At 73.2% G+C, this 21,990-nt stretch carries 17 protein-coding genes; 5 read left to right on the top strand and 12 right to left on the bottom strand.

The features are described from left to right. Positions 1 to 10: 10 nt before the first annotated feature. From ACTWPP_RS05145 to ACTWPP_RS05105, 9 genes are all read right to left on the bottom strand, one after another. Positions 11 to 1,588, bottom strand: coding sequence for a lactate racemase domain-containing protein (locus ACTWPP_RS05145; RefSeq protein WP_443102910.1), 1,578 nt, complete (start codon positions 1,586 to 1,588; stop codon positions 11 to 13). Beyond that, positions 1,585 to 2,853, bottom strand: coding sequence for a zinc-dependent alcohol dehydrogenase (locus tag ACTWPP_RS05140; protein ID WP_443102909.1), 1,269 nt, complete (start codon positions 2,851 to 2,853; stop codon positions 1,585 to 1,587). The genes ACTWPP_RS05145 and ACTWPP_RS05140 overlap by 4 nt, the downstream gene beginning before the upstream one ends. Next, positions 2,850 to 5,195, bottom strand: coding sequence for an HAD-IB family hydrolase (locus tag ACTWPP_RS05135; RefSeq protein ID WP_443102908.1), 2,346 nt, complete (start codon positions 5,193 to 5,195; stop codon positions 2,850 to 2,852). The genes ACTWPP_RS05140 and ACTWPP_RS05135 overlap by 4 nt, the downstream gene beginning before the upstream one ends. After that, the gene (locus ACTWPP_RS05130; RefSeq protein ID WP_443102907.1) at positions 5,192 to 6,109 is read right to left on the bottom strand and encodes a hypothetical protein; all 918 of its coding nucleotides are present in this window, start codon (positions 6,107 to 6,109) and stop codon (positions 5,192 to 5,194) included. Before ACTWPP_RS05130 ends, ACTWPP_RS05135 begins: the two co-directional genes overlap by 4 nt. Before the next feature lie 10 nt (positions 6,110 to 6,119). Further along, positions 6,120 to 8,024: a sensor histidine kinase gene (locus tag ACTWPP_RS05125; RefSeq protein ID WP_443102906.1), complete on the bottom strand. Its 1,905-nt coding sequence runs from the start codon at positions 8,022 to 8,024 to the stop codon at positions 6,120 to 6,122. 217 nt (positions 8,025 to 8,241) lie between these two features. Continuing rightward, the gene (locus ACTWPP_RS05120) at positions 8,242 to 10,926 is read right to left on the bottom strand and encodes an AAA family ATPase (RefSeq protein WP_443102905.1); all 2,685 of its coding nucleotides are present in this window, start codon (positions 10,924 to 10,926) and stop codon (positions 8,242 to 8,244) included. A gap of 147 nt (positions 10,927 to 11,073) precedes the next feature. After that, complete coding sequence (locus ACTWPP_RS05115) at positions 11,074 to 11,733, bottom strand: response regulator transcription factor (protein WP_443102904.1); 660 nt, start codon at positions 11,731 to 11,733, stop codon at positions 11,074 to 11,076. A gap of 21 nt (positions 11,734 to 11,754) precedes the next feature. Continuing rightward, a complete protein-coding gene (locus ACTWPP_RS05110; RefSeq protein ID WP_443103408.1) occupies positions 11,755 to 12,423 on the bottom strand; it encodes a TetR/AcrR family transcriptional regulator in 669 nt (222 codons plus the stop codon). Between the two features lie 86 nt (positions 12,424 to 12,509). After that, positions 12,510 to 13,490: a hypothetical protein gene (locus ACTWPP_RS05105; RefSeq protein ID WP_443102903.1), complete on the bottom strand. Its 981-nt coding sequence runs from the start codon at positions 13,488 to 13,490 to the stop codon at positions 12,510 to 12,512. Between the two features lie 155 nt (positions 13,491 to 13,645). On the opposite strand from ACTWPP_RS05105, the gene ACTWPP_RS05100 reads away from it, so the two are divergent. Continuing rightward, positions 13,646 to 14,314: a lysophospholipid acyltransferase family protein gene (locus ACTWPP_RS05100; protein ID WP_443102902.1), complete on the top strand. Its 669-nt coding sequence runs from the start codon at positions 13,646 to 13,648 to the stop codon at positions 14,312 to 14,314. 144 nt (positions 14,315 to 14,458) lie between these two features. On the opposite strand, the gene ACTWPP_RS05095 is transcribed toward ACTWPP_RS05100, so the two are convergent. After that, positions 14,459 to 15,190 (bottom strand): PaaX family transcriptional regulator C-terminal domain-containing protein, encoded by a 732-nt coding sequence (locus tag ACTWPP_RS05095; RefSeq protein ID WP_443102901.1) that lies wholly within the window; start codon positions 15,188 to 15,190, stop codon positions 14,459 to 14,461. A 91-nt stretch (positions 15,191 to 15,281) separates the two neighbouring features. On the opposite strand from ACTWPP_RS05095, the gene ACTWPP_RS05090 reads away from it, so the two are divergent. The 3 genes from ACTWPP_RS05090 (at position 15,282) to ACTWPP_RS05080 (ending at position 18,921) form a co-directional block, all read left to right on the top strand. Next, positions 15,282 to 17,048: an acyl-CoA dehydrogenase family protein gene (locus ACTWPP_RS05090; protein ID WP_443102900.1), complete on the top strand. Its 1,767-nt coding sequence runs from the start codon at positions 15,282 to 15,284 to the stop codon at positions 17,046 to 17,048. A 121-nt stretch (positions 17,049 to 17,169) separates the two neighbouring features. Beyond that, positions 17,170 to 18,417 carry a cytochrome P450 gene (locus ACTWPP_RS05085; protein WP_443102899.1) on the top strand — a complete coding sequence of 416 codons (1,248 nt, stop codon included), beginning with the start codon at positions 17,170 to 17,172 and terminating at the stop codon, positions 18,415 to 18,417. A 126-nt stretch (positions 18,418 to 18,543) separates the two neighbouring features. After that, positions 18,544 to 18,921, top strand: a complete 378-nt coding sequence (locus tag ACTWPP_RS05080; protein ID WP_443102898.1) for a zinc-binding dehydrogenase — start codon at positions 18,544 to 18,546, stop codon at positions 18,919 to 18,921. Between the two features lie 12 nt (positions 18,922 to 18,933). On the opposite strand, the gene ACTWPP_RS05075 is transcribed toward ACTWPP_RS05080, so the two are convergent. Continuing rightward, on the bottom strand, positions 18,934 to 19,842 hold the full coding sequence (locus ACTWPP_RS05075) for an NAD(P)-dependent oxidoreductase (protein ID WP_443102897.1): 909 nt from the start codon (positions 19,840 to 19,842) through the stop codon (positions 18,934 to 18,936). A 146-nt stretch (positions 19,843 to 19,988) separates the two neighbouring features. Between ACTWPP_RS05075 and ACTWPP_RS05070 the strand changes: the two genes are divergently transcribed. After that, on the top strand, positions 19,989 to 20,984 hold the full coding sequence (locus ACTWPP_RS05070; RefSeq protein WP_443103407.1) for a nitronate monooxygenase: 996 nt from the start codon (positions 19,989 to 19,991) through the stop codon (positions 20,982 to 20,984). A gap of 16 nt (positions 20,985 to 21,000) precedes the next feature. On the opposite strand, the gene ACTWPP_RS05065 is transcribed toward ACTWPP_RS05070, so the two are convergent. After that, a complete protein-coding gene (locus ACTWPP_RS05065; protein ID WP_443102896.1) occupies positions 21,001 to 21,945 on the bottom strand; it encodes a DUF5996 family protein in 945 nt (314 codons plus the stop codon). Positions 21,946 to 21,990: the final 45 nt, after the last annotated feature.

Raw genomic sequence — 21,990 nt, 5'->3', positions numbered from 1 at the left:
ACGGCCCCGCTCATCGGACATCCGCCAGCGTCATCGGCGGGGTGTGCAGGTAGGTGAGGCTGGGGCTGCGGCCGACCGTCTCGCCCGCCATCTCCAGGGCGTCGGCGAGGGTGCTGGCCGCGCGGAACCCGAGCCGGGCCGCGACCCGCCGGTCGGCGCCCACGCAGATGACGTCGCCCAGGTGGGCGCGCGCGTGCGCACCCCAGTACCACATGTAGAACGGGTGGACGCCGTGGTAGGCGTACGAGTTCCGGTACAGGTGGACGTACCAGGGGTCGGTGGCGTACTGCTCCTCGTACTTCGTCTCGATCGTCGCCGGGTCCGTCGTCTGCGTCAGCACCTCCTCGTAGAAGTCGATGTAGCTGGGGTGGTGCAGCGGATGGAACTCCGACTTCATCGGGTGGTACATGATGAGGGCGCCGCCCTCGCGGACGAGGGGCTTCCCCCGGTACATGTTGAAGTAGTAGCCGAGCCCCAGGCTGTACACGAGGATCGGGTTCATCACCGAGTTGACGTTGTAGGGGCACAGGTACGGCAGGCCCAGCATCAGGACGTCCGACTGGCCGTGCACCTCGGTGAGCTGCTGGCGGTGCACGGCGGCGAGCGTCCGCTCGTGGACGACGTCGGTGGCGCCCGCGGTCACGCCGGTGACCCCGTACGGCGCCCGCATCCCCTGCCACACCCGGTGCCGCGCGCCGGCGGGGGCCACGTCGTTGGCGCGTTTGGCGGCGAGGAACTTCGCCTGGTCCTTCAGCGTCCACTCCCACTCGCGCTTGTTCAGGAACTCGAACGGCGACGGGAACTGGTCGTTGTTGAGGGTGCACTCGATGTGGAAGACCCGCACCGACTCCGACAGCAGCTCGTGCATCCGGTCGTAGGAGTGGTGCATCGCCGAGTTCGGCGGGTCGTTGAACGAGCGGGAGTGCCGCAGCGTGTGGACGTTGTGGTGGTGGCGTAGGCTCTTGTACGAGGCGAGCCCGACCGCGACGGACTTCGCGCCGCCGTTCATGGCCACCAGGTTGATGTTCACGTACACGAGGAGGTCGCTCTCGGCGGCCCGCCGGTTGATCTCGACGTCCTCGCCGTGCCGGGTCTGCCCGAGCGACTTGAGGTCGTCGGCGTCTTCGGCGTCGTGGTTGCGAAGCTTGTCCGGCCAGAAGGAGTCGAACACGCGCTCGCCGACGATGTGCTTGATCTCGGCGGGCGTCATCCGCCGGTGCAGGGCGTTCCCGGCGATCAGCTCGACGTCGTCCACGCCGGCGGACGCGGCCATCTCCAGCACCTGCTCGATCACCCGCTGCCGGACGTCGGGCGCCCGCATCGGCGGCAGCGGCAGCGACAGGTCGTCGAACACGATCGTCAGCCGCATGCCGGAGTGCAGCAGCTCGGGCAGCGGCTCGCTGCCGAGCGGGTGCAGCAGCGCGTCGCGGATCCGGCCGGTCACGTCGCGGACGCCCGGCAGGGAGTCCGGCGGGTAGATCACGCGGGTGCCGAGCGGGAACCGCTCCAGCCGGAACCCCTCTCCCTCGTGCACCAGGATCGGGGGCGTCCGCTCGTCCACCTCCAGCACGAGTCCCGGTCTGCTCATTCAACGGCTCCTTCGCGATCGAGATGGTCGGTGCTGTCGCCGTTCAGCGCGGCGGCCGCGGCGCGCGGGCCGGTGCTGTCCTGCGGGCCGCCGTTCTGCGGGGCGAACGCGATCTTGACGCTGCCCGAGCGGCCGGCCGACAGCGCGTGCGACAGCGCGTCCCGCCAGCGGGTGAGGGGGTAGACGCTGTCGACGAAGCCGTCGAGGGCGTCGTGGGAGGCCAGGTCGATCGCGGCCTGGAAGTCGTCCGCGCCGCGGCTGGCGTAGGAGCCGACGATGTTGAGTTCCCGGAACCATGCGGGCGTCAGGTCGGCGGGCTTGGACGGCATGCCGGAGAGCAGCACCGTCCCGCCCGCCCGGACGAGCCGCAGCGCGGTGTCGAGGCCCTCGCCGCCGGTGCATTCGACGACGATGTCGGCGCCGCCGAGCAGGTACCCGGGGCCGAGTTCGGGACGGACGAGGGAGCCGCCGGTGATGCGCCGCAGCCCGCGCAGCGCCGCCGACGGGTCGATGGTCTCCGTCGCGCCGAGCGCGCGTGCCCGCCGCCGCTGCCCGGCGTGCCGGGCGATGACGGTGATCGGCCCGGCGGCGGTCAGCCCGCGGAGCGCGAGGACGGTCAGCAGCCCGACGGTCCCGGCGCCGACCACGACGATCGACGTGCCGCGCGGAACGTCGATGCGGCGCACGGACCGCACCGCGCACGCGAGCGGCTCCGAGAGCACGGCCCGTTCGGACGGCAGCGACTCCGGCACCCGGTGGAGCTGGCTGTGGTGCGCGACGAGGCGTTCCGACCAGCCGCCCCCCGTGTCGGCGCAGAACCCGGTCTGCAGCCCCGACGAGATCCTCCCGGCGTTGACGTGGTCGCATCTGTTCGCGTGGCCGCTCGCGCAGGGTTCGCACGGGCCGGTCCCGCGCGCCCGGCACGGCAGCACCGGGTCGATGACCACGCGCGTCCCGGCGGGCATGTCGCCGGCGTCGTCGAGGAGTTCGGCGACGACCTCGTGGCCCGGCACGAACGGCATCGACGTCAGCGGCCCCAGATACGGGGACACCTTCCCCGCCGCCATCGCCAGGTCGGACCCGCAGATCCCCGACAGGACGGTCCGCAGCCGCACCCAGCCGGGGCCGGGCTTGCCGGGCGGCTGACGGTGCGACAGCCGCAGCGGCGCGAGGGAGGGGACGGCCGCGGGGCGCAGCCGTCCGGGCAGCCGCGCCGCGGCGAGGTAGCGGGCGGGTGAGCGGTGGTACTCCAGCGCCAGGATCATCGGGCCTCCTCCAGTGCCGCGTCCAGCAGCGTGGACACGGCCCCGGCGTCGCCGTCCCAGTCCGTGATCGTCCAGCGCTGCCGCTTGGCGTGCCGGTACAGGCGGGCGTCGGGGTTGACGGCGACCGGGTGGCCGACCTGCTCCAGGACGGGCCGGTCGGAGTAGTGGTCCCCGTACGCCCAGCTCCCGGCCAGGTCGACGCCCTCCTCGCCGGCCCACGAGCGCAGCCACGCGGCTCGCGCCTCACCGATGAGCGGGGGCTGTTCGAAATGCCCGGTGCAGCGTCCGTCGACGACCCGCAGCCGGGCCGCGAGCACGTCGTCGAACAGGGTGCGGAGCGGCGCGACGAAGACGTCCACGGTCCCGGTGAGCAGCACCGTGCGGTGCCCGGCGGCGCGATGCCCGCGGATCCGGCGGATCGCCTGCGGCCAGGCCCGCCGCAGCAGCACGTCCCCCAGCCGCTGCCGCGCGAGGGCGCGCAGCTGCGCCTCGTTCGCGCCCTCGTAGCGGCGGACGAACTCGCGCAGGAACTCGCCGCGGTCTCGGTGCTCGGTGCGCAGGTAGCGGGGCGCGGACCGCAGCACGGGCAGCAGCGTCCCCGCCCACGACCGGACGGGCACGTCCAGCAGCCGCGCCCACAGGTGCGCCTCCACCACGTCGGACGCGACGATCGTGCCGTCGAGGTCGAACACGGCCGCGACGTCCCGCCGCTCCTCGAACCGCACTGCGGGCGCGGGCGGCCGTCCCGACGTCAGCGCCGGGCGCGGCTCCGGGTGGTGCGGCGGCGCGAGGCGGAAGGCGGCCGTCACGGCGGGGCAGTGCACCTCGCCCAGGTAGTGCGCCCAGTCGATGACCGCCGAGTCGCAGCCCTCGCCGTCCGGCAGCGAACGGTCGAGCGCGACGGTGCCGGAGTCGGCGTACACGACCTCGGCGGCGCCGTAGGCCCCGTACAGGTCGCGGTAGCGGCGCAGCATCCGCACCTCGCGTCCCTGCTTGTACAGGTTGCGCTGCCAGCCGCGGGTCCGGTCCCCGCTGGGGAGCAGCAGCAGGGCGCGTTCGGCGATGTCCATCGCGCGTTCCGCCGTGCCCAGCATCTTCTCGGCGCGGCCGTCGCTGAGCAGCGCCACCTCGCGGGGGCGGATGGCGCCGCGCCCGTCGGTGCCGGGCAGCGGATGCTCGGTGAAGTAGCCCTGGACGATCTCGACCAGCCGCTGCAGCGTGAGCGGGTTCCGGGCGCCGGACCCGACGTGGTAGTAGGCGGGGGCGCCCGGCTCCGGTACCGCCGCGGCGGCGCCGAGCAGCGCGTTCACCACCAGGTCGACCGGGATGATGTCGACGATCCCGTCCGGGATGCCGGCGAGCGCCCGCAGCATCCCCTGCCCGTAGGCGAGGATCAGCGGGTCGGCCATCTTGAACCCGTCGATCCAGCCGGGGTACGGGTGCCGCAGCGCGCTCTCCACGATCGCGGGGCGGACGATCGACAGCGGCAGCTCACGGGCGGTGTCCTCGGCGGCGCGTTCCCCGAGGGCCTTGGTGAGCGTGTACACGTCCGGCCAGCCGAGGCTGCGGGCGCGTTCCCGCCCGTAGTCGGTCAGCCTGGTGTCGACCTCCTCGCGGCGGCGGCGCTCGGTGTCGGCGGCGACGGCGGTCGGGCCCGCCTTGCCCTGCTCGCGGAGCGCGGCGGCGCGCAGCCGGCCGAGGACCTCGGGCCGCCGGGAGTCGCGTTCGACGGACCGGCGCGCGTCGACCGCGCACTCGAGCTCGGTGGCCCAGTCGACGGCGTGGTCGAGGGTGGTCTCCGGGACGACGCCCTTGCGGGAGCCCGCGACGTAGGCGGTGGAGACGTGCACGATGTGCGGGGACTTCCCGGACCGTTCCCCGGCGCGCCTGGCGGACTCGTACAGGTTGATCGTGCCGACGACGTTGGTCGCGAACGCCTCGTCGATCGGCGGGTCGAACGACACGATGGACGCGCCGTGGATCAGCACGTCCACATCGTCCGGCAGCTCCGGCACGGACTCGGTGATGTCGGCCGCGACGACCCGCACCCGCTCCCGCACGATCTCGCGGGCCGCGTCCTCGCCGGCCCGCTCCCGCCACGGCGCGAACACCGGCTTGGCGATCACCTCGTCGAGCCGCTGGTCGGCGGTGACGCCGGGCCGCTCCCGCAGCAGCGCGACGATCCGCGTGTCGGGGTATCCGGACAGCAGGCGCTCCAGGAGGGCCTGCCCGATGAACCCGGTGACGCCTGTGAGCAGGACGGTACGCCCCGCCAGGCCGCTGATCATGCCGGTTTCCCGTGAGGGGGCGACCCCCCGCTCTCCCCGGTTCGCTTCGCTCATGCTGCCTGCTCCCTGTGTACGCCGGCATGGGCGAGCGCCCAGTCGGAGGCGAGTTGGGGGATGCGGTGGCGCGGCAGGCGCTCCAGTGAGCGGCGCCTCGCGTCCTCCGCGAGGGTCGCGTCGGCGAACCCGGGCAGCCCGGCGATGGTGGCGTCGATGCGGCGCAGCCGGTCGAGCCCCGCCTGGTCGCCGAACAGCCACACGAGGGAGAAGTCGCTCTCCTCCTGCGGGCGCAGGCCCGTCCCCACCGGGGCCCACAGCCGTTCCATGGCCCACCTGGCGAGGCGCCGCGCCCGCGGGCTGCGTTCCAGCCGGAGCCGCGCCTGCGCCCGGTAGAACGCGAAATGGCGGCGTTCGTCCTTGATGATGCGCTGCAGGATGTCGCGCAGCACCGGATTCTCGGTCTTCTCGATCATCGCCTGGTAGCTGTTGATGGCGCTGAGCTCGTTCATCGCGCCCCACGTCATCTGGATGGCGATGAACTCCCTGGTGAGCGCCGAGCCGAGCATCGAGACGAGGTGCCCGGTGTAGACCCCGCGGCCGAGCGCGCGGCGGATCCGCTCGTTGCGGGCCGTCTTCGTCGGATACGGCGAACCGGCGCGCACCTTCTCCCGGTCCGGCGCGAGCGTGAAGCCCGCCTCGCCCAGGAACCGGGAGAACGCCTCACCGTGCCAGAACTCCTCGTAGATCCAGCAGCTCATGAACGCCGTGATCTCCGGGTCGAACGCCGCCCGCGTGGCCAGCAGGTCCCGGGCGTACATCACGGTGTGCGTCTCGATGTCCATCATGAAGGTCAGGCAGCGGGCCTCCTCGCCCGAAACCGGGTAGGACGCGATGTCGTCCCACGCCACGCCCGACAAATCGACCGCCCTGGAGTTGCGCACATAGCGGTCAAGGTCGAAATCCTGCGTCATGCCGGGAACGCTAGGCACGGAAGGGAAGAGGCGAATCCGTCATGTGACGGGGCTCTTCCACCGCCCCCGCGCCCGCGCTGAGCGGGATCTCCGCGACGAGCGTGAACCCGCCGTTCCCGTCCGTTCCGGCCGACAGCGAGCCGCCGAGGACGCCGGTCCGGACGGTCAGGTTCGACAGGCCCTTGCCCGTGCCGGGGTCGGATCCGGTGAACGACGGCGGGATGACGCCGTCGTTGCCGACCGTGAGCCGCACGTTCCCGTGGTGGACGGTGACCGTGATGTCGCAGCGCTCGGGATGCGCGTGCCGCAGGACGTTGGTGACGGATTCGCGCAGCACGGCGGCCAGCGTACCGTCCACCGGGGAGGACGGCGGCAGGTCCCGCAGGTCGGGCAGCTTCAGGTGGACCTCGGCGCCCGCGGCGGTCAGCGCGGCACGCGCCGACACCGCCTCGTCCCGCAGCGACAGGGCCCTGTCCTCCTCGGCGACCGCGCGGGCGTCCGCCCGCGACCGCTCGGCGAGGTCGGCCAGCTCGCCCAGCTCGGCCGCCGCGCGCACCGGATCGGCGGTCACCAGCCGCCGCGCCAGCTCCGCCTTGACCGTGATCGTCGACAGCCCGAGCCCGAGCAGATCGTGGACGTCGCGGGAGATGCGCAGCCGCTCGTGCAGCGCCGCCATCCGCGCCAGCCGCTCACGGGCGACATCGACCTCCCGTGCCAGCTGCGGGAGCCGGTACAGCGCGTACACGACCACGCCGATCTGCACCGAGACCGCGCACGTGTAGAGGTAGAACAGCGCCCCGTACGAGGCCCACAGCGCCGGGACGCACCACAGGACGATGGTCAGCGAGAACAGGATCCACGCCCACCGCCCGCGCGACACCAGCAGCACCGACCCGGTCGCCAGGCACGCCATCGTCGCCCACTCCGGGCCGAGCAGCGCGTACGGCACGAAGATCAGCAGCACCTGCGCGGACAGCGTCCACGCCCCGGCCCTCGGCCGCCGCCCGCGCAGCACGGTCGAGGAGTGCCGGAGCTGCAGCGCCGAGATCGCGACCGCCACGACCGCCGCCGCCCCGGTCACCCGCCACGAACCGTCCGTCCCCGTATGGACGTACATGACCTGCTGCCAGCCGAAGCCGACGGTCACGAACACCAGGATCGTCCAGGCCAGGCGCGACTGCGTCACGCGTCCCGGCCGGTGCCGCCGGGGGGAGGGGCCCTGCAGCGCGCCGACGATCGACCGGACGTCCGTCGCCGCGCGCCGCGCGGTGCGGGCCACCTCGTCCAGGTCGTCGCGGGCCGCGGCCGCGTCGAGCGGCAGCCGCTCGCGGGCGCGGCGGCTCACCATCTCGACCCGGGTGAGCGCCGCTCCCAGCACCGCGCGCAGGCTGCCCGCCGCCTCCAGCCGCTCCCGCGCCGCCGCGGCCGCCGCGAACTGCGTCCGGGTGGCGTGCAGTTCCCGGACGAACCCGGACAGCCGCGTGAGCGCGTACATCGACAGCCCGACGTTCATCGTCGCCATCACGCAGAACGACACGTCCTGCGGAGACCAGCCCTGGTAGTACCGCAGCAGGCCCTCCGCCGCCGCGACGAGCCCCACCAGGAACCACGACAGCGGCGGGCGCAGCAGAAGCAGCATCGCTCCGGCGAGGAACCCGCCCACGACGGGATACCAGTGCGTGCCGAACACCAGCAGCGGCAGCAGCGCCAGCGCCGACTGCACCGCCAGATGCGTCACGATCACCCACCGGCGGGGCTGCTGCGAGCGCGGGCCGTACAGGACGAGCAGCCACTGCACCCCGAAGATGCCGGTGATCACGATGGTGGCCGACAGCAGCATGTGGGACGGGCCGGTCTCGGCCTGCTTCAGCAGCCGGGTCTGCAGCATCAGCACCAGGTACATGCCGGTGATCACGCGCGCGAACAGCGGTGTCCGGCCCGCGAGGCCCCCTGAAGCAGGTGCAGGCCCCGCCGGCTCGTCTCGTCGCCGAGCGGATCCGTCCCGTCGCGCCACGTTCACCGGCCCCCCAACGCCGTCTCCTCGGATGATGAAACGCCGGGGCCGTACGATCAAGGGAAATAAGCGACTGAATATTTTTGTGGCGTGGGCGTCAGGGGGCGGGCGGGACGTGTCAGGCGGGGCGGTCCGCGCCGGCCTCGGCGGCCGGGACGTACCGGTGCAGCTCGGCGCGGGACGCGACGCCGAGCTTCGGGAACGCCTTGTACAGGTGGTAGGCGACCGTGCGGTGGCTCAGCCGCAGCCGCGCCGCGATCTGCCGGTTGGTCGCGCCCGTCATCGCCAGCCGGACCACCTGCATCTCCTGCGCGGTCAGCCGCCCCGGCGGATCGTCCCCGCCGGCGCGCACCCCCTGGCCGGCGGCGCGCAGCTCCCCGCGGGCCCGCTCCGCCCACGGGACCGCGCCCAGCCGCTCGAAGATCTCCAGCGCGGCGCTCAGCCGCGCCCGCGCCTGCGCGCGGCGCCGCGACCGGCGCAGCCACTCGCCGTACAGAAGCTCCGTCCGCGCGCGTTCGAACGGCCGCCCGCCCCGCCGGTGGGACGCGAGCGCGAGCGTGAAATGCCGCTCCGCCTCGCCGTCCCCCGTGGTCGAGGGCGGCGTGGCCGAGGACGCCTTGGTCGTGGGCAGCGCGGTCGTGGGCAGCGCGGTCGTGAGCAGTGCCCGGCAGCGTGAGGCGACACCGTCCGCCCACGGCTGCCCGGCGTTGCGGGCGAACGCCGCCAGCCGCGCCATCGGCTCGTGGCCCGCGTCGGGACGGCCCGACGCGACGGCGGCCTCCACGGCGTCGGCGAGCGCGAGGATCACCGGCGGGGCGTGCGCCGGCGAGCCGGGATGCGCGTCCTGGAGGTGTTCGAAGGCGTCCTCGGGACGGCCCAGACCGAGGGCGAGCAGGCCGAGCGCGTCACCGACCCGCTCGTCGGCGGACAGCGCGCGGCAGCGGACCTCGTCGCCCTCGATCGCCGCCTGCCGCGCCTGGACCAGGCGTAGTGCCGCGGCCTGCCGGCGCTGCCCCGCCTCCTCCGCGATCTCCAGCGCCTCGCGGGTCAGCGCCCGCGCGTCGTCGTGCGCGCCGTGGAAGAGCCGCGCCCACGCCTGGACGGCGAGCGCGCGCGGCACGAGCGCGAGCCGCCCGCGTTCGCGGGACCGGGCGACCAGCTGCGCCGACATCTCGGCGGCGGCCGCGTCGTCGCCGATCAGGAGGGCGACCTCGGCGCCGAGCAGCCGCAGCCGCTCGTCCGGCTCCCCGCCCGCGTCGCCCAAGAGCCGCCGGGCGGACGCGACGTCATCGTCGAGCAGCGCCGACAGCGCCCGGACCAGGACCGACGCGCCGGCGTGCCGGTCCCTCGCCTCGACGGCCGTCTCCCGGTCACCGCACGACCACGCGTGGAACAGTGCCTCTTCGAGCATCCGCGCGCGGATGCGCCGATCGCCGCAGCTCCGGGCCCGTTCCAGCAGCAGGCGCCCGGCGGCCTGCGGCACGCCGTGCTCCAGCTCGACACCCGCCCGCACGACATCGACGTGCGCCCGCGTCTCCTGGGCGGAGCCCGCCCGGGCCGCCTCGTCGGCCAGGGTCCGGGCCCGTCCGGGCCGTCCGCCGGCCAGTTCCGCCTCCGCCGCCGCCACCAGCCGCCGGGCGCGCACCTCCGGTTCCCCGGCGAGGCGGGCGGCGCGCTCGTAGGCGAAGGCAGCGGCGGACGGGCCGCCCCGGTCCCCGATGTCGCCGGCCGCCGACTCCAGCTCCGCGGCGACGCCGTCGTCGGTCCCGAGGGCCGCGGCGGCCAGATGCCGGACCCGCCGGCCCCCGTCGCCCGCCCGCGCGTGCACCTCGGCGAGCGCCCGGTGGACGGCGATCCGCCGGGTGACCGGGACGCCCTGGTAGGCGGCGGCGCGGGCCAGCGGATGCCGGAAACCGATCGCGGTGCGGGTCACCGCCACCAGCCCCGCCTCCTCGGCCGCTTCCAGCGCGTCGAACGGCACGCCCAGGCGCCGGGCCGCCTGGACCGCGACACCCGGCTCACCGGTGTCGTCGGCGGCCACGACGGCGAGCAGCACCCGCGCCGGCTCGGGCAGGCCGCGGACGGCCCGCTCGAACTCCGCCGGGACGTGGGCGAGCCGCCCCGACCCGGCGGCGGCGAACTCGATGAGTGCCAGGGGGTTGCCGCGCGCCTGCCCGACGATGCGGTCACGCCGCTCCGCCGCGGTGTGCGGCGCCCGCTCGTCCAGCAGGAGCCGCGCGTCCTCGGCGCCGAGGCCGGTCAGGTGAAGTTCGGGGAGTCCCGTCCGGGGCCACGCGGCCGCGTCGTCCCGCACCGCGATGAGGAAGACGACGTCGCGGGCGGCGACCCGGCGGGCGGCGAACAGCAGCGCGTCCGCCGATTCCCGGTCGAGCCACTGCGCGTCGTCCATCAGGCACAGCACCGGCGTGTCCGCCGCCGGGCCGCCGAGCAGCGTCAGCAGCGCCAGCCCGACGAGAAGCCTCTCCTCCGCGCGCGGCCGGGCGAGCCCCAGCGCGGCCTTCAGCGCGTCCGCCTGCGGAGCGGGCAGATCCTCGAACCCGGCGTCGCCGAGCAGCAGATGCAGGGCCGCGAACGGAACGTCGGCCTCCCCCTCGATCCCGCCGCCGCGCAGGACGCGCATCCCCGCCGCGCCCGACTCGGCATGGTCGAGCAGCGCGGTCTTCCCGATCCCGGCCTCACCGCGCAGAACCAGGACCCCGCCGCCCGCACCGGCCCGCGCACGTCCCACGAGCCGATCGATCTCGGCGACCTCGGCCGCGCGCCCGTACAGCGACTGCCCCATGCCCCGGAGCGTGTCATCGCGCGTTCGCCCTGCCCAGTGCGCCCCTCACCGATCCGCATGTGAATCGCCCGGGGGTGCGACCATGCGTTTCTCACATCGGCGCCACACCTGCCGAACGCGGCCACATCCGGCCATGCCGGGGACGGCTCAAACCCAGCCGAACTCGCCGGCGATGCGGACGGCGTCGATCCGGTTGCGCGCGTTCAGCTTGGTGATGCAGCTCGCCAGATAGTTGCGTACGGTGCCGACCGTCAGGCTGAGCGCCAGCGCGATGTCGTCCACGTCCGCGCCCTCGGCCGCCAGCCGCAGCACCTGCGCCTCCCGGGGCGTGAGCGGGCTCTCCGGCTGGCGCAGCGCCACCAGCGCGAGCTGCGGGTCGACCACCTGCTCGCCCGCCGCGACCCGGCGGATCGCCGCGGCCAGCTCCTCGGGAGGCACGTCCTTGAGGACGAAGCCGTTCGCGTGCGCGTCCAGCGCCCGCCGCAGGTCGCCGGGGCGTCCGAGCCCGGTCAGGATGAGCACCCGGCACTCGGGCAGCCGCTCGTGCAGCTCGGCCGCGGCGGTGACGCCGTCCATGCCGGGCAGGTCGACGTCCAGGACCGCCACGTCCGGCCGGTGCCGCAGCGCCGCCTCGACGATCGCGTCGCCGCTCTCGATCTCCGCCACGACCTCCAGGTCGGGCTCCAGGTCCAGCAGGCCGGTCAGCGCGCCGCGCAGGAGCGCGACGTCCTCGGCCAGCAGGATCCGGATCGCCCCGGGCACCGTCTCCACCGGTCCCCGGGAGAAGTCACCGTCCAGGCCCGCCATCGCTGATCACGTCCTCCACGATCACCCGTCCGGGGACTTCCTATGCTCGCGGAAGACCGCCCTGATGAACAGTTCGGTGTGTCGCAGCGCCCTGTTTCGGGCCTCCCGCCGTTCGTCGGGCGCGGCATCGGCGTGCAACCACAGTAACCGCGCTTGGCCGATCGGCCCGAACAGCGCCCAGGCCAGATCGGCGGGACGGCCGAGATCGGGCGCGATCCGGCCGGCGTCGATCCAGTGCTGGAACAGCGGCGCCATCTCGGACATCGACCGCGTGATCGTGCGGCCGATGCCGGCGTTGTGGACGAGGCCGTCCCGGACCATCAGGCTGACGAACAGCCGCCCGCTCGGCGAGTCCCAGGCGTCGAGGACGTGCGCGACCAGCGTCCGGATGGCGGCGGCCGGGTCGCCGTCGATCAGATCCGGGTCGAGTCTCTCCCGGCCGGACACCACGCCCTGCGGCCCGAGCTGGGCCACGGCCGCATCAAAGATGTCCTGCTTGCTGGCGAAATGTGCGTAGAGGACGCTCTCGCTGAGCCCGACCTCGCGGGCGATCGCGCGGATCGAGGTACCCGTGTACCCCTTCTGCGCGAAGAGCCGCAGCGCCGCCTCGACGAGTGCCGCCTTGGTGTCCCCGGCCTCAGTCTTGGGCGGGCGTCCAGGGCGCCGGCGCACCGGGCCTCCCGACTTCATGGACACCGTTCACCTCCTCGTCTCATAGGAGAAGCGTGCCGGACGGGTCCACCGGACGCTCCGGTGGACCCGTCCCTGACGCTCCTTCACGAGCCGGCCGGTTCCGGTGCGGCCGCGTGGGTCCGCTCCCGCACCTTCTTGGGCACCAGGACGAGCGCCAGCCCCGCCACCACCCACAGCGAGAGCACGAGCAGCGGTCCGCCGAGCGCGCTGCCGTCGAAGTAGACGGTGTTCCGAACCGCGCTGATCGCGGCCGACACGGGCAGCCACTCGCCGATCGCCGCGTACCACTCGGGAACGAACAGCGGCCCGATGGGACCGCCGCTCGCCGGGACGCCGATCGGCACGAACAGGAGCACGGTCAGCCCCGCCGCGGGCGGCCCCCCGACGCGCAGCGCCCCCGCCGTGAACGAACTCACCGCGAACACCAGCAGGCTGCCGAGGCCCCACAGCGCCCAGGGCGCCCCGGCGAGCGCGCCGGTCAGCCCCGCGGCGACCCAGGCGTTGGCGCCGCCGATCAGGACCGATCCCGCGGCCAGCAGCCCGATCCGCCGCCCGGAGCCGACCGTGGGCACCGCGAACGCGAGCATGACCGCCAGCATCAACGCAGGGATGACCGTCGTGATCACGAAGAACATCGACGACGCCCCGTTGCCGTCGTCGGCCGGCAGCGGCCGGACGTCCTCGACCGCGACCGGCTGCCCGGTCGCCTGCCCGACCCCGTGGAACGCCTGGGTCAGCACGGCGCTCTCGATCTTCCCGTTCGCACCCGCGACGATCAGGGAGGCCCCGCCCTGGCCGGGGACGAACACCGCGTCCACCTCCCGGTCGAGCAGCGCCGCACGTGCCTTTTCCTCGCTTCCGTACGCGGTGAGGTCGAACGCGCCGTCCGCGCGCTCGTCCATCATCGTGCCGAGCCGGTCCACCGCGTTCTGCGGGCCGACGACCGCGACGGGCACCCCGTGCGGCTCCGGACGGTGGAGGGCGCCGAGGAAGGATCCCGCGAACACCATCCCGAGCAACGCCGCCACCACCATCACGGCGATGGGCTTACCCCTCTCATGCATCTCTGCCTCCTCGCTCGACGTCTTCCATGGCCTAGAAAATAATCGCTCGTTCGATTAATTACTAGACCCGGACGCATGACGCCGGTCACATGGCGGATTCGCGCCGCCCGGAGACTTTCTAGATTCGGCCTCGCTACCGACTTGCAGGAGGCCGCGTGATCTACGGCGTCTTCTCGCGCACGGCCGGGACCGTGCTTCGGCTTCTGCTGCGCCCCAAGGTGGAGGGCAAGGCCAACATCCCGGACGAGGGCCCGTTCATCCTGGCGAGCAACCACCTGTCGTTCGCCGACAGCTTCGCCCTGTCGCCGGTCGTCCGCCGCCGCCTCGTCTACCTGGCCAGATCGGAGTACTTCGAACTGCCCGGCCGGTTCGGACGGCTGATCCGGTGGGGCCTCTTCGCGCTGGGGAACGTCCCGGTCAGGCGGGGCCCCACCCGTGCCGCCGTCCGCGCTCTGGAGCAGATCGCGGCCGTCCTGGACGCGGGCGGCGGCGTCGCCATCTACCCGGAGGGCAGCCGTTCCCCGGACGGCCGCATCTACCGGGGCCGCACGGGCGTCGCCTGGCTGGCCATGGCCTCCGGCGCCAAGGTCATCCCCGTGGCCATCGGGGAGACCGACCACATCATCCCGCTCGGCACATGGCGCCCGCGGCTCAGCGTCCGTCCCACGATCCGCATCGGGGAGCCGATGGACTTCACCCGCTACCGCGACCTCCCGCCAGGCCGGGCCCGCCGCGTCATCACCGACGAGGTCATGGACGCCATCTGCAAGCTCTCAGACCGCGAATGGGCCGGCACCTACAACCCCCGCGCCGACGAGGAATGACCGCCCCGGAATCCGGACGTGACGGGTCACGACGCCGTCGCGACCGACGCGAGCACCAGCGTCAGGACCGCGATGGTTACGACACCGGCGATCGCGAACGCGATCCGGTAGGGATGCCGCCCACATCCCGGCGGCGGGGCCGGGTCACGTGAGGACGTGGTCGGTGAGGAGCCGCTCGAAGTCGTTCTCGAAGTCCTCGTAGCCGGTGCGGAGGTCCGGGCCCGGCCAGCCGGGCGGGACGAGGGCCGGGGGGAGGAGCGGGTCGTTCAGGAGGTGGCGCAGGACGGCGGCGGCGAGGGTGAAGCGTTCGGCGATCGTGGTCGCCTCGGTCAGGGCCGTGTGGAGGGTGCGCGCCTTGGCCGCCCAGGTTTCGAGGTCCCAGAGGGCGGCGGTCAGGACGGCGGGGTCCTCTTCGGGGCGGCCCGAGAGGAAGGTGCACTGGCGGGCGACGATGCCGGGGCGGGGACGGGTCAGGTTGGCGGGGCGCAGCCAGGTGCCTTCGCGGAGTTCGGCGAGGCGGAGCGCGGACATGGCCTGGCGGAGGGCGGCGCGGTCGGCGGCCGGACGGCGTTCGGCGGTGATGACGGCGATCTCCCAGGTGCCGTCCCAGGGGACGGTCGGGGGCAGGCGGCTCTCGTCCTGCCGGGCCTGGCGTTCGAGGAGGCGTTCGGTGAGGGCGTAGGTGCCTCCGGACTGGACGAGGTCGCCCGAGGCGACCATGCGGGACAGCGCCACCCGGACCGTCCCCTCGGCGATGCCGAACAGGTCGCCGACGCGTACGAGGTAGCGGGCGGGGAGCCGGGGCGGGTGGACGCCCAGCAGGGTGCTCAGGACCACCGAACGTGCGGTGAGCGGGCGGATCTCCAGGTTGTCCATGTCTGCTGGTGAGCTTATCGGGGTGCGCGGGGGTCGGCCGGCCGGGATTACAGTCTTCCATCGTGTGAATAAGAAGTGTAATGTCCGGGACATGGCGTCCTACCTGATCGAGCCGTTCGACCGGCTCCCGTTCGGCGGCGCGGAGAAGGCCCGCCGGTACGCGACCGAGCGCTACCGGGGGGCCGCCGGCCTCAACTGGTACGACTGCGACCCCACGCTGCGGTTCCTGATGCGCCGGCATCTGGGGGACGGGTTCGGCTGGGCCGAGCCGAGACTGCGGGACATGGGGGCGCTGATGGGCGGCCCGATCGCGGAGCGGGCCGAGGAGACCGACCGGAACCCGCCGCGCCTGGAGAAGTACGACCGGTGGGGACGCGACATCAGCGAGGTCGTCATGCCGCCGTCGTTCGAGGCGGCGAGGAACGACATCGTCGCGACGTCCTTCACGCGGCCCGACTTCGTCGCGGAGGCGAAGCGGAACGGCGTCGACCCCGCGCCGATGGGCGTGGCCTGGAGTTACCTGCTGGACCAGGCCGACATCGGCATGGCGTGCGCGCTGGGCACCGGCGGCGACATGGTCGTGGGCCTGACGGAGATGTTCGCGCCCGAGGACGTGAAGGCACGGGTGCGGGAACTGTTCGCGGCCGGGGAGATGTCCGGCGAGGCCGCGCAGATGCTCACCGAGCGTTCGGGCGGGTCCGATCTGGGCGCGCTGGAGTCGACGGCGTCCAGAGACGGGGACGCGTGGCGGCTCAACGGGTTCAAGTGGTTCGCGTCCAACGCGAACGGTTCGGCGTTCGTGGTGCTGGCCAAGTCCGAGGGCGCCGCCGACGGGGTGCGGGGCATCGCGCCGTTCCTCGTCCTCAAGGAGCGGCGGGACGGGACGCGCAACGGCGTCAGGATCCGGCGGCTCAAGGACAAGCTCGGCACGCGGTCGGTGGCGTCGGCGGAGATCGAGTTCACCGACGCCGAGGCGTTCCTGCTGGCCCCGTCGTCGAGCGCCGGGCAGGGCGGCGACGGCAAGGGGCTCGCCCGGATGATGGACCTGACGAACGGCGCCCGCCTCGGCATCTCGATGATGGGCCTCGGATGCGCGCGGAGGGCGCTCGTCGAGTCGCTCTGCTACGCGCGGGCGCGGGAGGCTTTCGGTGCCCCGCTGGCCGAGCAGCCGCTGATGCGGCGGAAGCTCGCCGAACTGATCGTGGAGACCGAGGCCGCCCAGGCGCTCGTGTTCGACGGATACCTGGGACGTCCCCGGCTGCGCATCGGCGCGGCGCTGATCAAGCTGAGGGCGGCCAGGCTGGGCGTGACGGCCGCGAGCGACGCCATCGAGGTGCACGGCGGGAACGGCTACATCGAGCAGTGGCCGGTGGCGCGGATCCTCCGGGACGCGCAGGTCAACCCCATCTGGGAGGGCGGCGACAACATCCTGTGCCTGGACGTGCGCCGCGCCGTCGAGCGGCAGGACGCGCACGAGCCGTTCCTCGACCGGCTCACCGAGGCCGTCCGGCGGGCGCCCGAGGGGGACGACGCCACCGCCGATCTGGTCGGCGAGCGCATCGGGCACGTCCGGCAGGCCATCGAGAAGTGGCGCGGGCTCGACAGGGCGGTCGCCGAGGCGCGGCTCTTCCCGCTGGCCCAGTACATGGCCGACGTGTACGCGGCGGCGCTGCTGCTGGAGCAGGCCGGGTGGGAGCGTGCGGACTCGGGGTCCGACCGCAAGGCGCTCGTCGCGCGGCTCTACGCTCGGAGCCACCTCGCCGACGCCGGTCCGCTGCGCGGGATCGACGCCCCGGCGGAGGATCTCGAACGCTTCAAGGATCTGGCCGACGGCGCGTTCATCGACGGCCGCGAATAGCCCGGCGCTCCGTCACGGCCGTTGACCGAACGAGATTCGGCCCCGTAGGTTCCTGGGGGCGGCCCGTTGCCCAGAGCGGCGTGCCCCGTTCCCCAGAGGCGCGTGACGGAGGAGTCGAGCAGTGACGCTGACCGTGAACGAGGCGGGCCTCGCCCTCGCCGACCCGCAGGCCTATGCCGACGATCGCCGCCTGCACGCGTCGCTCGCGCTGCTGCGCCGAGAATCGCCGGTGCACTTCGTGGACGCGCCCGGCTACAACCCCTTCTGGGCGGTCACGAGGCATGAGGACGTGCTGGAGGTCGAGCGCAACCATCAGCTGTTCCTCAACGCGCCGCGTCCGCTGCTCGCGACCGCCGAGTTCGACCAGATGAACCGGGAGCGGGCGGAGCAGGGCATCGCGCTGCGCACGTTGATCCACATGGACGACCCCGACCACCGGGTCGTCCGGGCGATCGGCGCCGACTGGTTCCGGCCGCGCGCCATGCGGGCCCTCGAACCGCGCGTGAAGGAACTGGCGAAACGGTACGTCGACCGGATGGTCGACCTCGGCGGCGAATGCGACTTCGCGCAGGAGGTCGCCGTCCATTTCCCGCTGTATGTGATCCTCTCGCTGCTCGGCCTGCCCGAAAGCGACTTCGACCGCATGCTGAAGCTCACGCAGGAGCTGTTCGGCGGCGATGACGACGAGTTCCAGCGCGGCGCGTCCAACGAGGAGAAGCTCCAGGTCCTCCTCGACTTCTTCGCCTACTTCCAGGAGCTGACGGAGGCGCGCCGCAAGAACCCCACGGACGACCTCGCGTCCGCCATCGCCAACGCACGCGTCAACGGCGAGCCGCTGAACGACTTCGACACCGCCTCCTACTACGTCATCGTCGCGACCGCCGGGCACGACACGACCAGCGCGACGATCTCGGGCGGCCTGCACGCCCTGATCGAGCACCCCGACCAGCTCGACCGGCTCCGCGAGAAGCCGGAGCTGATGCCGTTCGCCGTGGACGAGATGATCCGCTGGGTCACGCCCGTCAAGGAGTTCATGCGCACCGCCACCGAGGACTACGAGCTGCGCGGCGTCACGATCCGCGAAGGCGACGCGGTGCTGCTGTCCTACCCGTCCGCGAACCGCGACGAGGACGCCTTCGACGACCCGTTCCGCTTCGACGTCGGACGGGACCCCAACAAGCACCTGGCGTTCGGGTTCGGCGTCCACTACTGCCTGGGCGCCGCACTGGCCCGCATCGAGGTCCGCGCGTTCTTCGAGGAACTGCTGCCCCGCCTCGGGTCGGTCGAGCTCGCCGGGGCGCCGGAGAGCACCGCCACCACGTTCGTCGGCGGCCTCAAGCGCCTGCCGGTCCGCTACTCCCTGGATTAAGGAACCCCTGGTGCAGATCAACGCCGCGGTGCTGCGCGCCGCAGACGCGCCCTACACGATCGAATCCCTCGACCTGGCCGACCCCGGGCCCGGCGAGGTCCTCGTGCGGATCGCGGGCGCCGGCATGTGCCACACATCGCCGGGCAGATCCGGGCGTTCTCCGGCGGCGAGGGCGTGCAGTACTCGTTCGACACCACCGCCGTCCCCGAGGTCGTCTCGACGGCCGTCGCGTCGCTGCGCACCACCGGCGTCTGCGGCCTCGTCGGCGTCGGCGCCGCCGAATACACGCTGGACGCGAACCTCCTGCTGATGGGACGGACGGTCAAGGGCATCATCGAGGGCGACACCGTCCCGCAGACCTTCATCCCGAGGATGATCGAGCTGTGGCGGCAGGGCCGCTTCCCGTTCGACCGACTGATCACGTCCTACCCGCTCGACCAGATCAACCAGGCGGAGGCGGACGCCCAGTCCGGCAAGGTCGTCAAGCCCGTCCTGATCCCCTAGACGCCCCCGCCGCTAGACGACGCGGTGGAGGAGGCCGTCGCCGCGCATGAGGCGGCGGCAGTTGTCCGCCGCGACCGCGAAGTACCGGTCCCATGTCTCGCCGGTCAGCCACGCCACGTGCGGCATCACGACGACGTTGCCGAGGGCGAGCAGCGGGTTGCCCGCGGCCACCGGCTCCTCCTCGAAGACGTCCAGCCCGGCGCCGCCCAGATGCCCCGACCGCAGCGCCGCCACCAGCGCCGCCTCGTCGACGACCGCGCCGCGCGCCGTGTTCACCACGATCGCGCCCTCCGGCAGCAGCGCGAGCCGCTCCGCGTCCAGCAGATGGTGGGTCTCGCCGGTCAGCGGAACGTGGACCGACACGATGTCGCTCGACCTCAGCAGATCGTCCAGCTCCCGCCAGGCGGGGTCGCCGGGGCGCGGGCTCCGGGACGTGTAGAGGACGGTCGCGCCGATCGCCTCCAGCATCCCGCGCAGCAGATTCGCGATCTGACCGCCGCCGAGCAGCCCGACCGTCCGTCCCGCCAGCTCGCCGCCGACCAGGGACCGGTCGGCGGGCCAGCCCTCGCCGCGCCGCGTCCGCGCGTCGAACGGGACGACCCTCCGCAACGTCGCCAGCGCCAGCAGCAGACTCGTCTCCGCGACGGCCTGCGCGTTCTGGCCGGGCATGTTGGCCACCGCGATCCCGCGTTCCTCGGCGGCGGCCAGGTCGATCGTGTTCACCCCGGTGCCGAGCTTCTGGATCAGCCTCAGCTTCGGTGCCCGGTCCATGTCGGCGGCGGTGAGCGGACGCAGCACATGCCAGAGGACCTCGGTGTCCGGCAGCAGCTCCGCGAACCGCTCGTCGTCCTGCTCCGAACAGCTCACGATGTCCAGGCCCGCCTCATCGTGGTCCATGTCGTAGTGCAGCAACACCCGCATGCCGCCCCCCTCCGTCCACCGTTTATCGTGCCGATGATGACGCATAGGGCAAAGCCGGGGGGAGCCGCACCCGGAGGCCGCGCGGCCTCGGCAGGCCGGCGCCCGCTGCGCGGCGCCCCCTCACAACCGGAGACCAGGTGAACGACATGTGGCCGGAACTCCCGATCGTGCAGGCGCCGATGGCGGGCGGGCCGTCCACGCCGGAGCTGGCCGCCGCCGTGTCGGATGCGGGCGGCCTCGGCTTCCTCGCCGCCGGCTACAAGACCGCCGAGGCCATGCGCGCGGACATCACCGCGACACGGCGGCTCACGTCCCGCCCGTTCGGGATGAACGTCTTCATGCCGTCGCCGGACGAGATCGACCCGGCCGCCGTCGCCGCGTACCGCGACCGCCTGGCCCCCGAAGCCGAACGCCTCGGCGTCTCCCCGGGCACCCCGTCCGCCCGCGACGACGGCTACGACGCCAAGATCGCCGACCTGCTGGACGACCCGCCGCCCTACGTGAGCTTCACCTTCGGCTGCCCCGGCCAGGACGTCATCAAGGCCTTCCAGCGGCGCGGCGCCGTCGTGATCGTCACCGTGACCACCGCGGACGAGGCCCGCCGGGCGTCCGCCGCCGACGCGCTCTGCCTCCAGGGCTCCGAGGCCGGCGGACACCGCGGCTCGTTCACCAACACGTCCGGCGACCCCGTGCCGCTGCGCACCCTCCTCCAGAACGTCCGCGCCGTCACCGAGCAGCCTCTGATCGCCGCCGGAGGCCTCGCCACCGCCTCCGACATCGCCGGAATACTGGACCTCGGGGCCGTCGCCGCCCAGCTCGGGACGGCGTTCGTCCGCTGCCCGGAAAGCGGCGCGAACCCCGTCCACAAGGCGGCACTGGCCGACCCCCGCTTCACCTCGACTGCGATGACCAGGGCGTTCAGCGGACGGCCCGCCCGCGGCCTGGTGAACCGCTTCCTCACCGAACACTCGGCGCACGCACCGGCCGCCTACCCCGACGTCCATTACGTGACCTCGCCCCTGCGCAAGGCGTCCGTGGCCCAAGGCGACCCGGACGGCGTCAACCTGTGGGCCGGCGAGTCCTTCCGCAAGGCGACCGAGACCCCGGCCGCTCGGCTCGTCGCCTCCCTCACTCCCCGCTGACGCCCGCCCGTCGGTCCTACCGCCGGTGGCCGTCCCAACGTCGCGGGTCGTCCTCCAAAGCCGCGCGGTCCCAGTCACCGAGCGTCGCGGCCGCCGCGTAGGTCGAGTCGAGGAACTCCATCAGCGCGGTGTCCGGGTCGCCGGCGTCCGCCACGGCCTCGTACGGCAGCAGGAACTGGCCGTTCTGGCGGCTGTAGTACGCGCCGTCCGGGAGAACCGGGTAGTCGGCGAAGCCGGACGGTTCGGGATAGGCGTAGGCGTAGAAGGCGCCTTCCTCGCCTCCGCCCGGCCAGAACCCGCAGCTGGACAACTCACGGGAGTAGCCCTCCACCATCACCCAGTCCCCGCAGTTGGGCGCGCCCCCGGGATGCTGCGGTGCGGGCCGTCCGGAGAACCGTGTGCAGGCCAGGTCCATCGCACCCCAGAACAGGTGCACCGGGCTGACCTTGCCGACGAACCGGGACCGGAAATCGCCCATGACCCGGTTCGCCTGCAGCAGTTGCCGCCAGAACAGGTGCGCGGCCTCGGGGTCGTAGGAGGCGTGCTGGCGGTCCTCGGCGAACGGGATGGACGGGTCCACCTCGTTGGGACGAGGCTGGAACCGCGCCGCGATCCCCAGGTCGTCCAAGGCGCCCATGGTCTGGCCGTAGAAGTCGGCCACTGATTTCGGCTCCAACGCCACCTGGCGGGACGGGCCGTCGCTGCTGCGGATGTGCAGTACGTGGTCGACGAAGTCGAATTCGATGTCGAAGGCCCCGTCTCCGTACGGGACGGAGGAGGTGGTGAGCCCGCGCGGGCTGACGTACAGCGTGACCTGCCACCAGTGGTTGAGCAGCGGCGCGTGCGCCAACCGGATCTTCCCGACGATCTGCGTCCACATGTGCAGGGTGTCGCGGGTGTCCGTCCAGTCCGCGACGCGCAGCCGCGGCCAGGTGCCCGCCCGCGCCTTCTGCTCGGTCATCGCGCTGCCTCCGTGTCACGATCGACATGCCGCCTGTCCTCGGAC

The organism is Actinomadura sp. 3N407 (genome assembly GCF_052245875.1).
In the GTDB taxonomy this organism is placed as follows: Bacteria; Actinomycetota; Actinomycetes; order Streptosporangiales; family Streptosporangiaceae; genus Spirillospora.
This window is presented reverse-complemented; position numbering and strand designations above follow the sequence as displayed.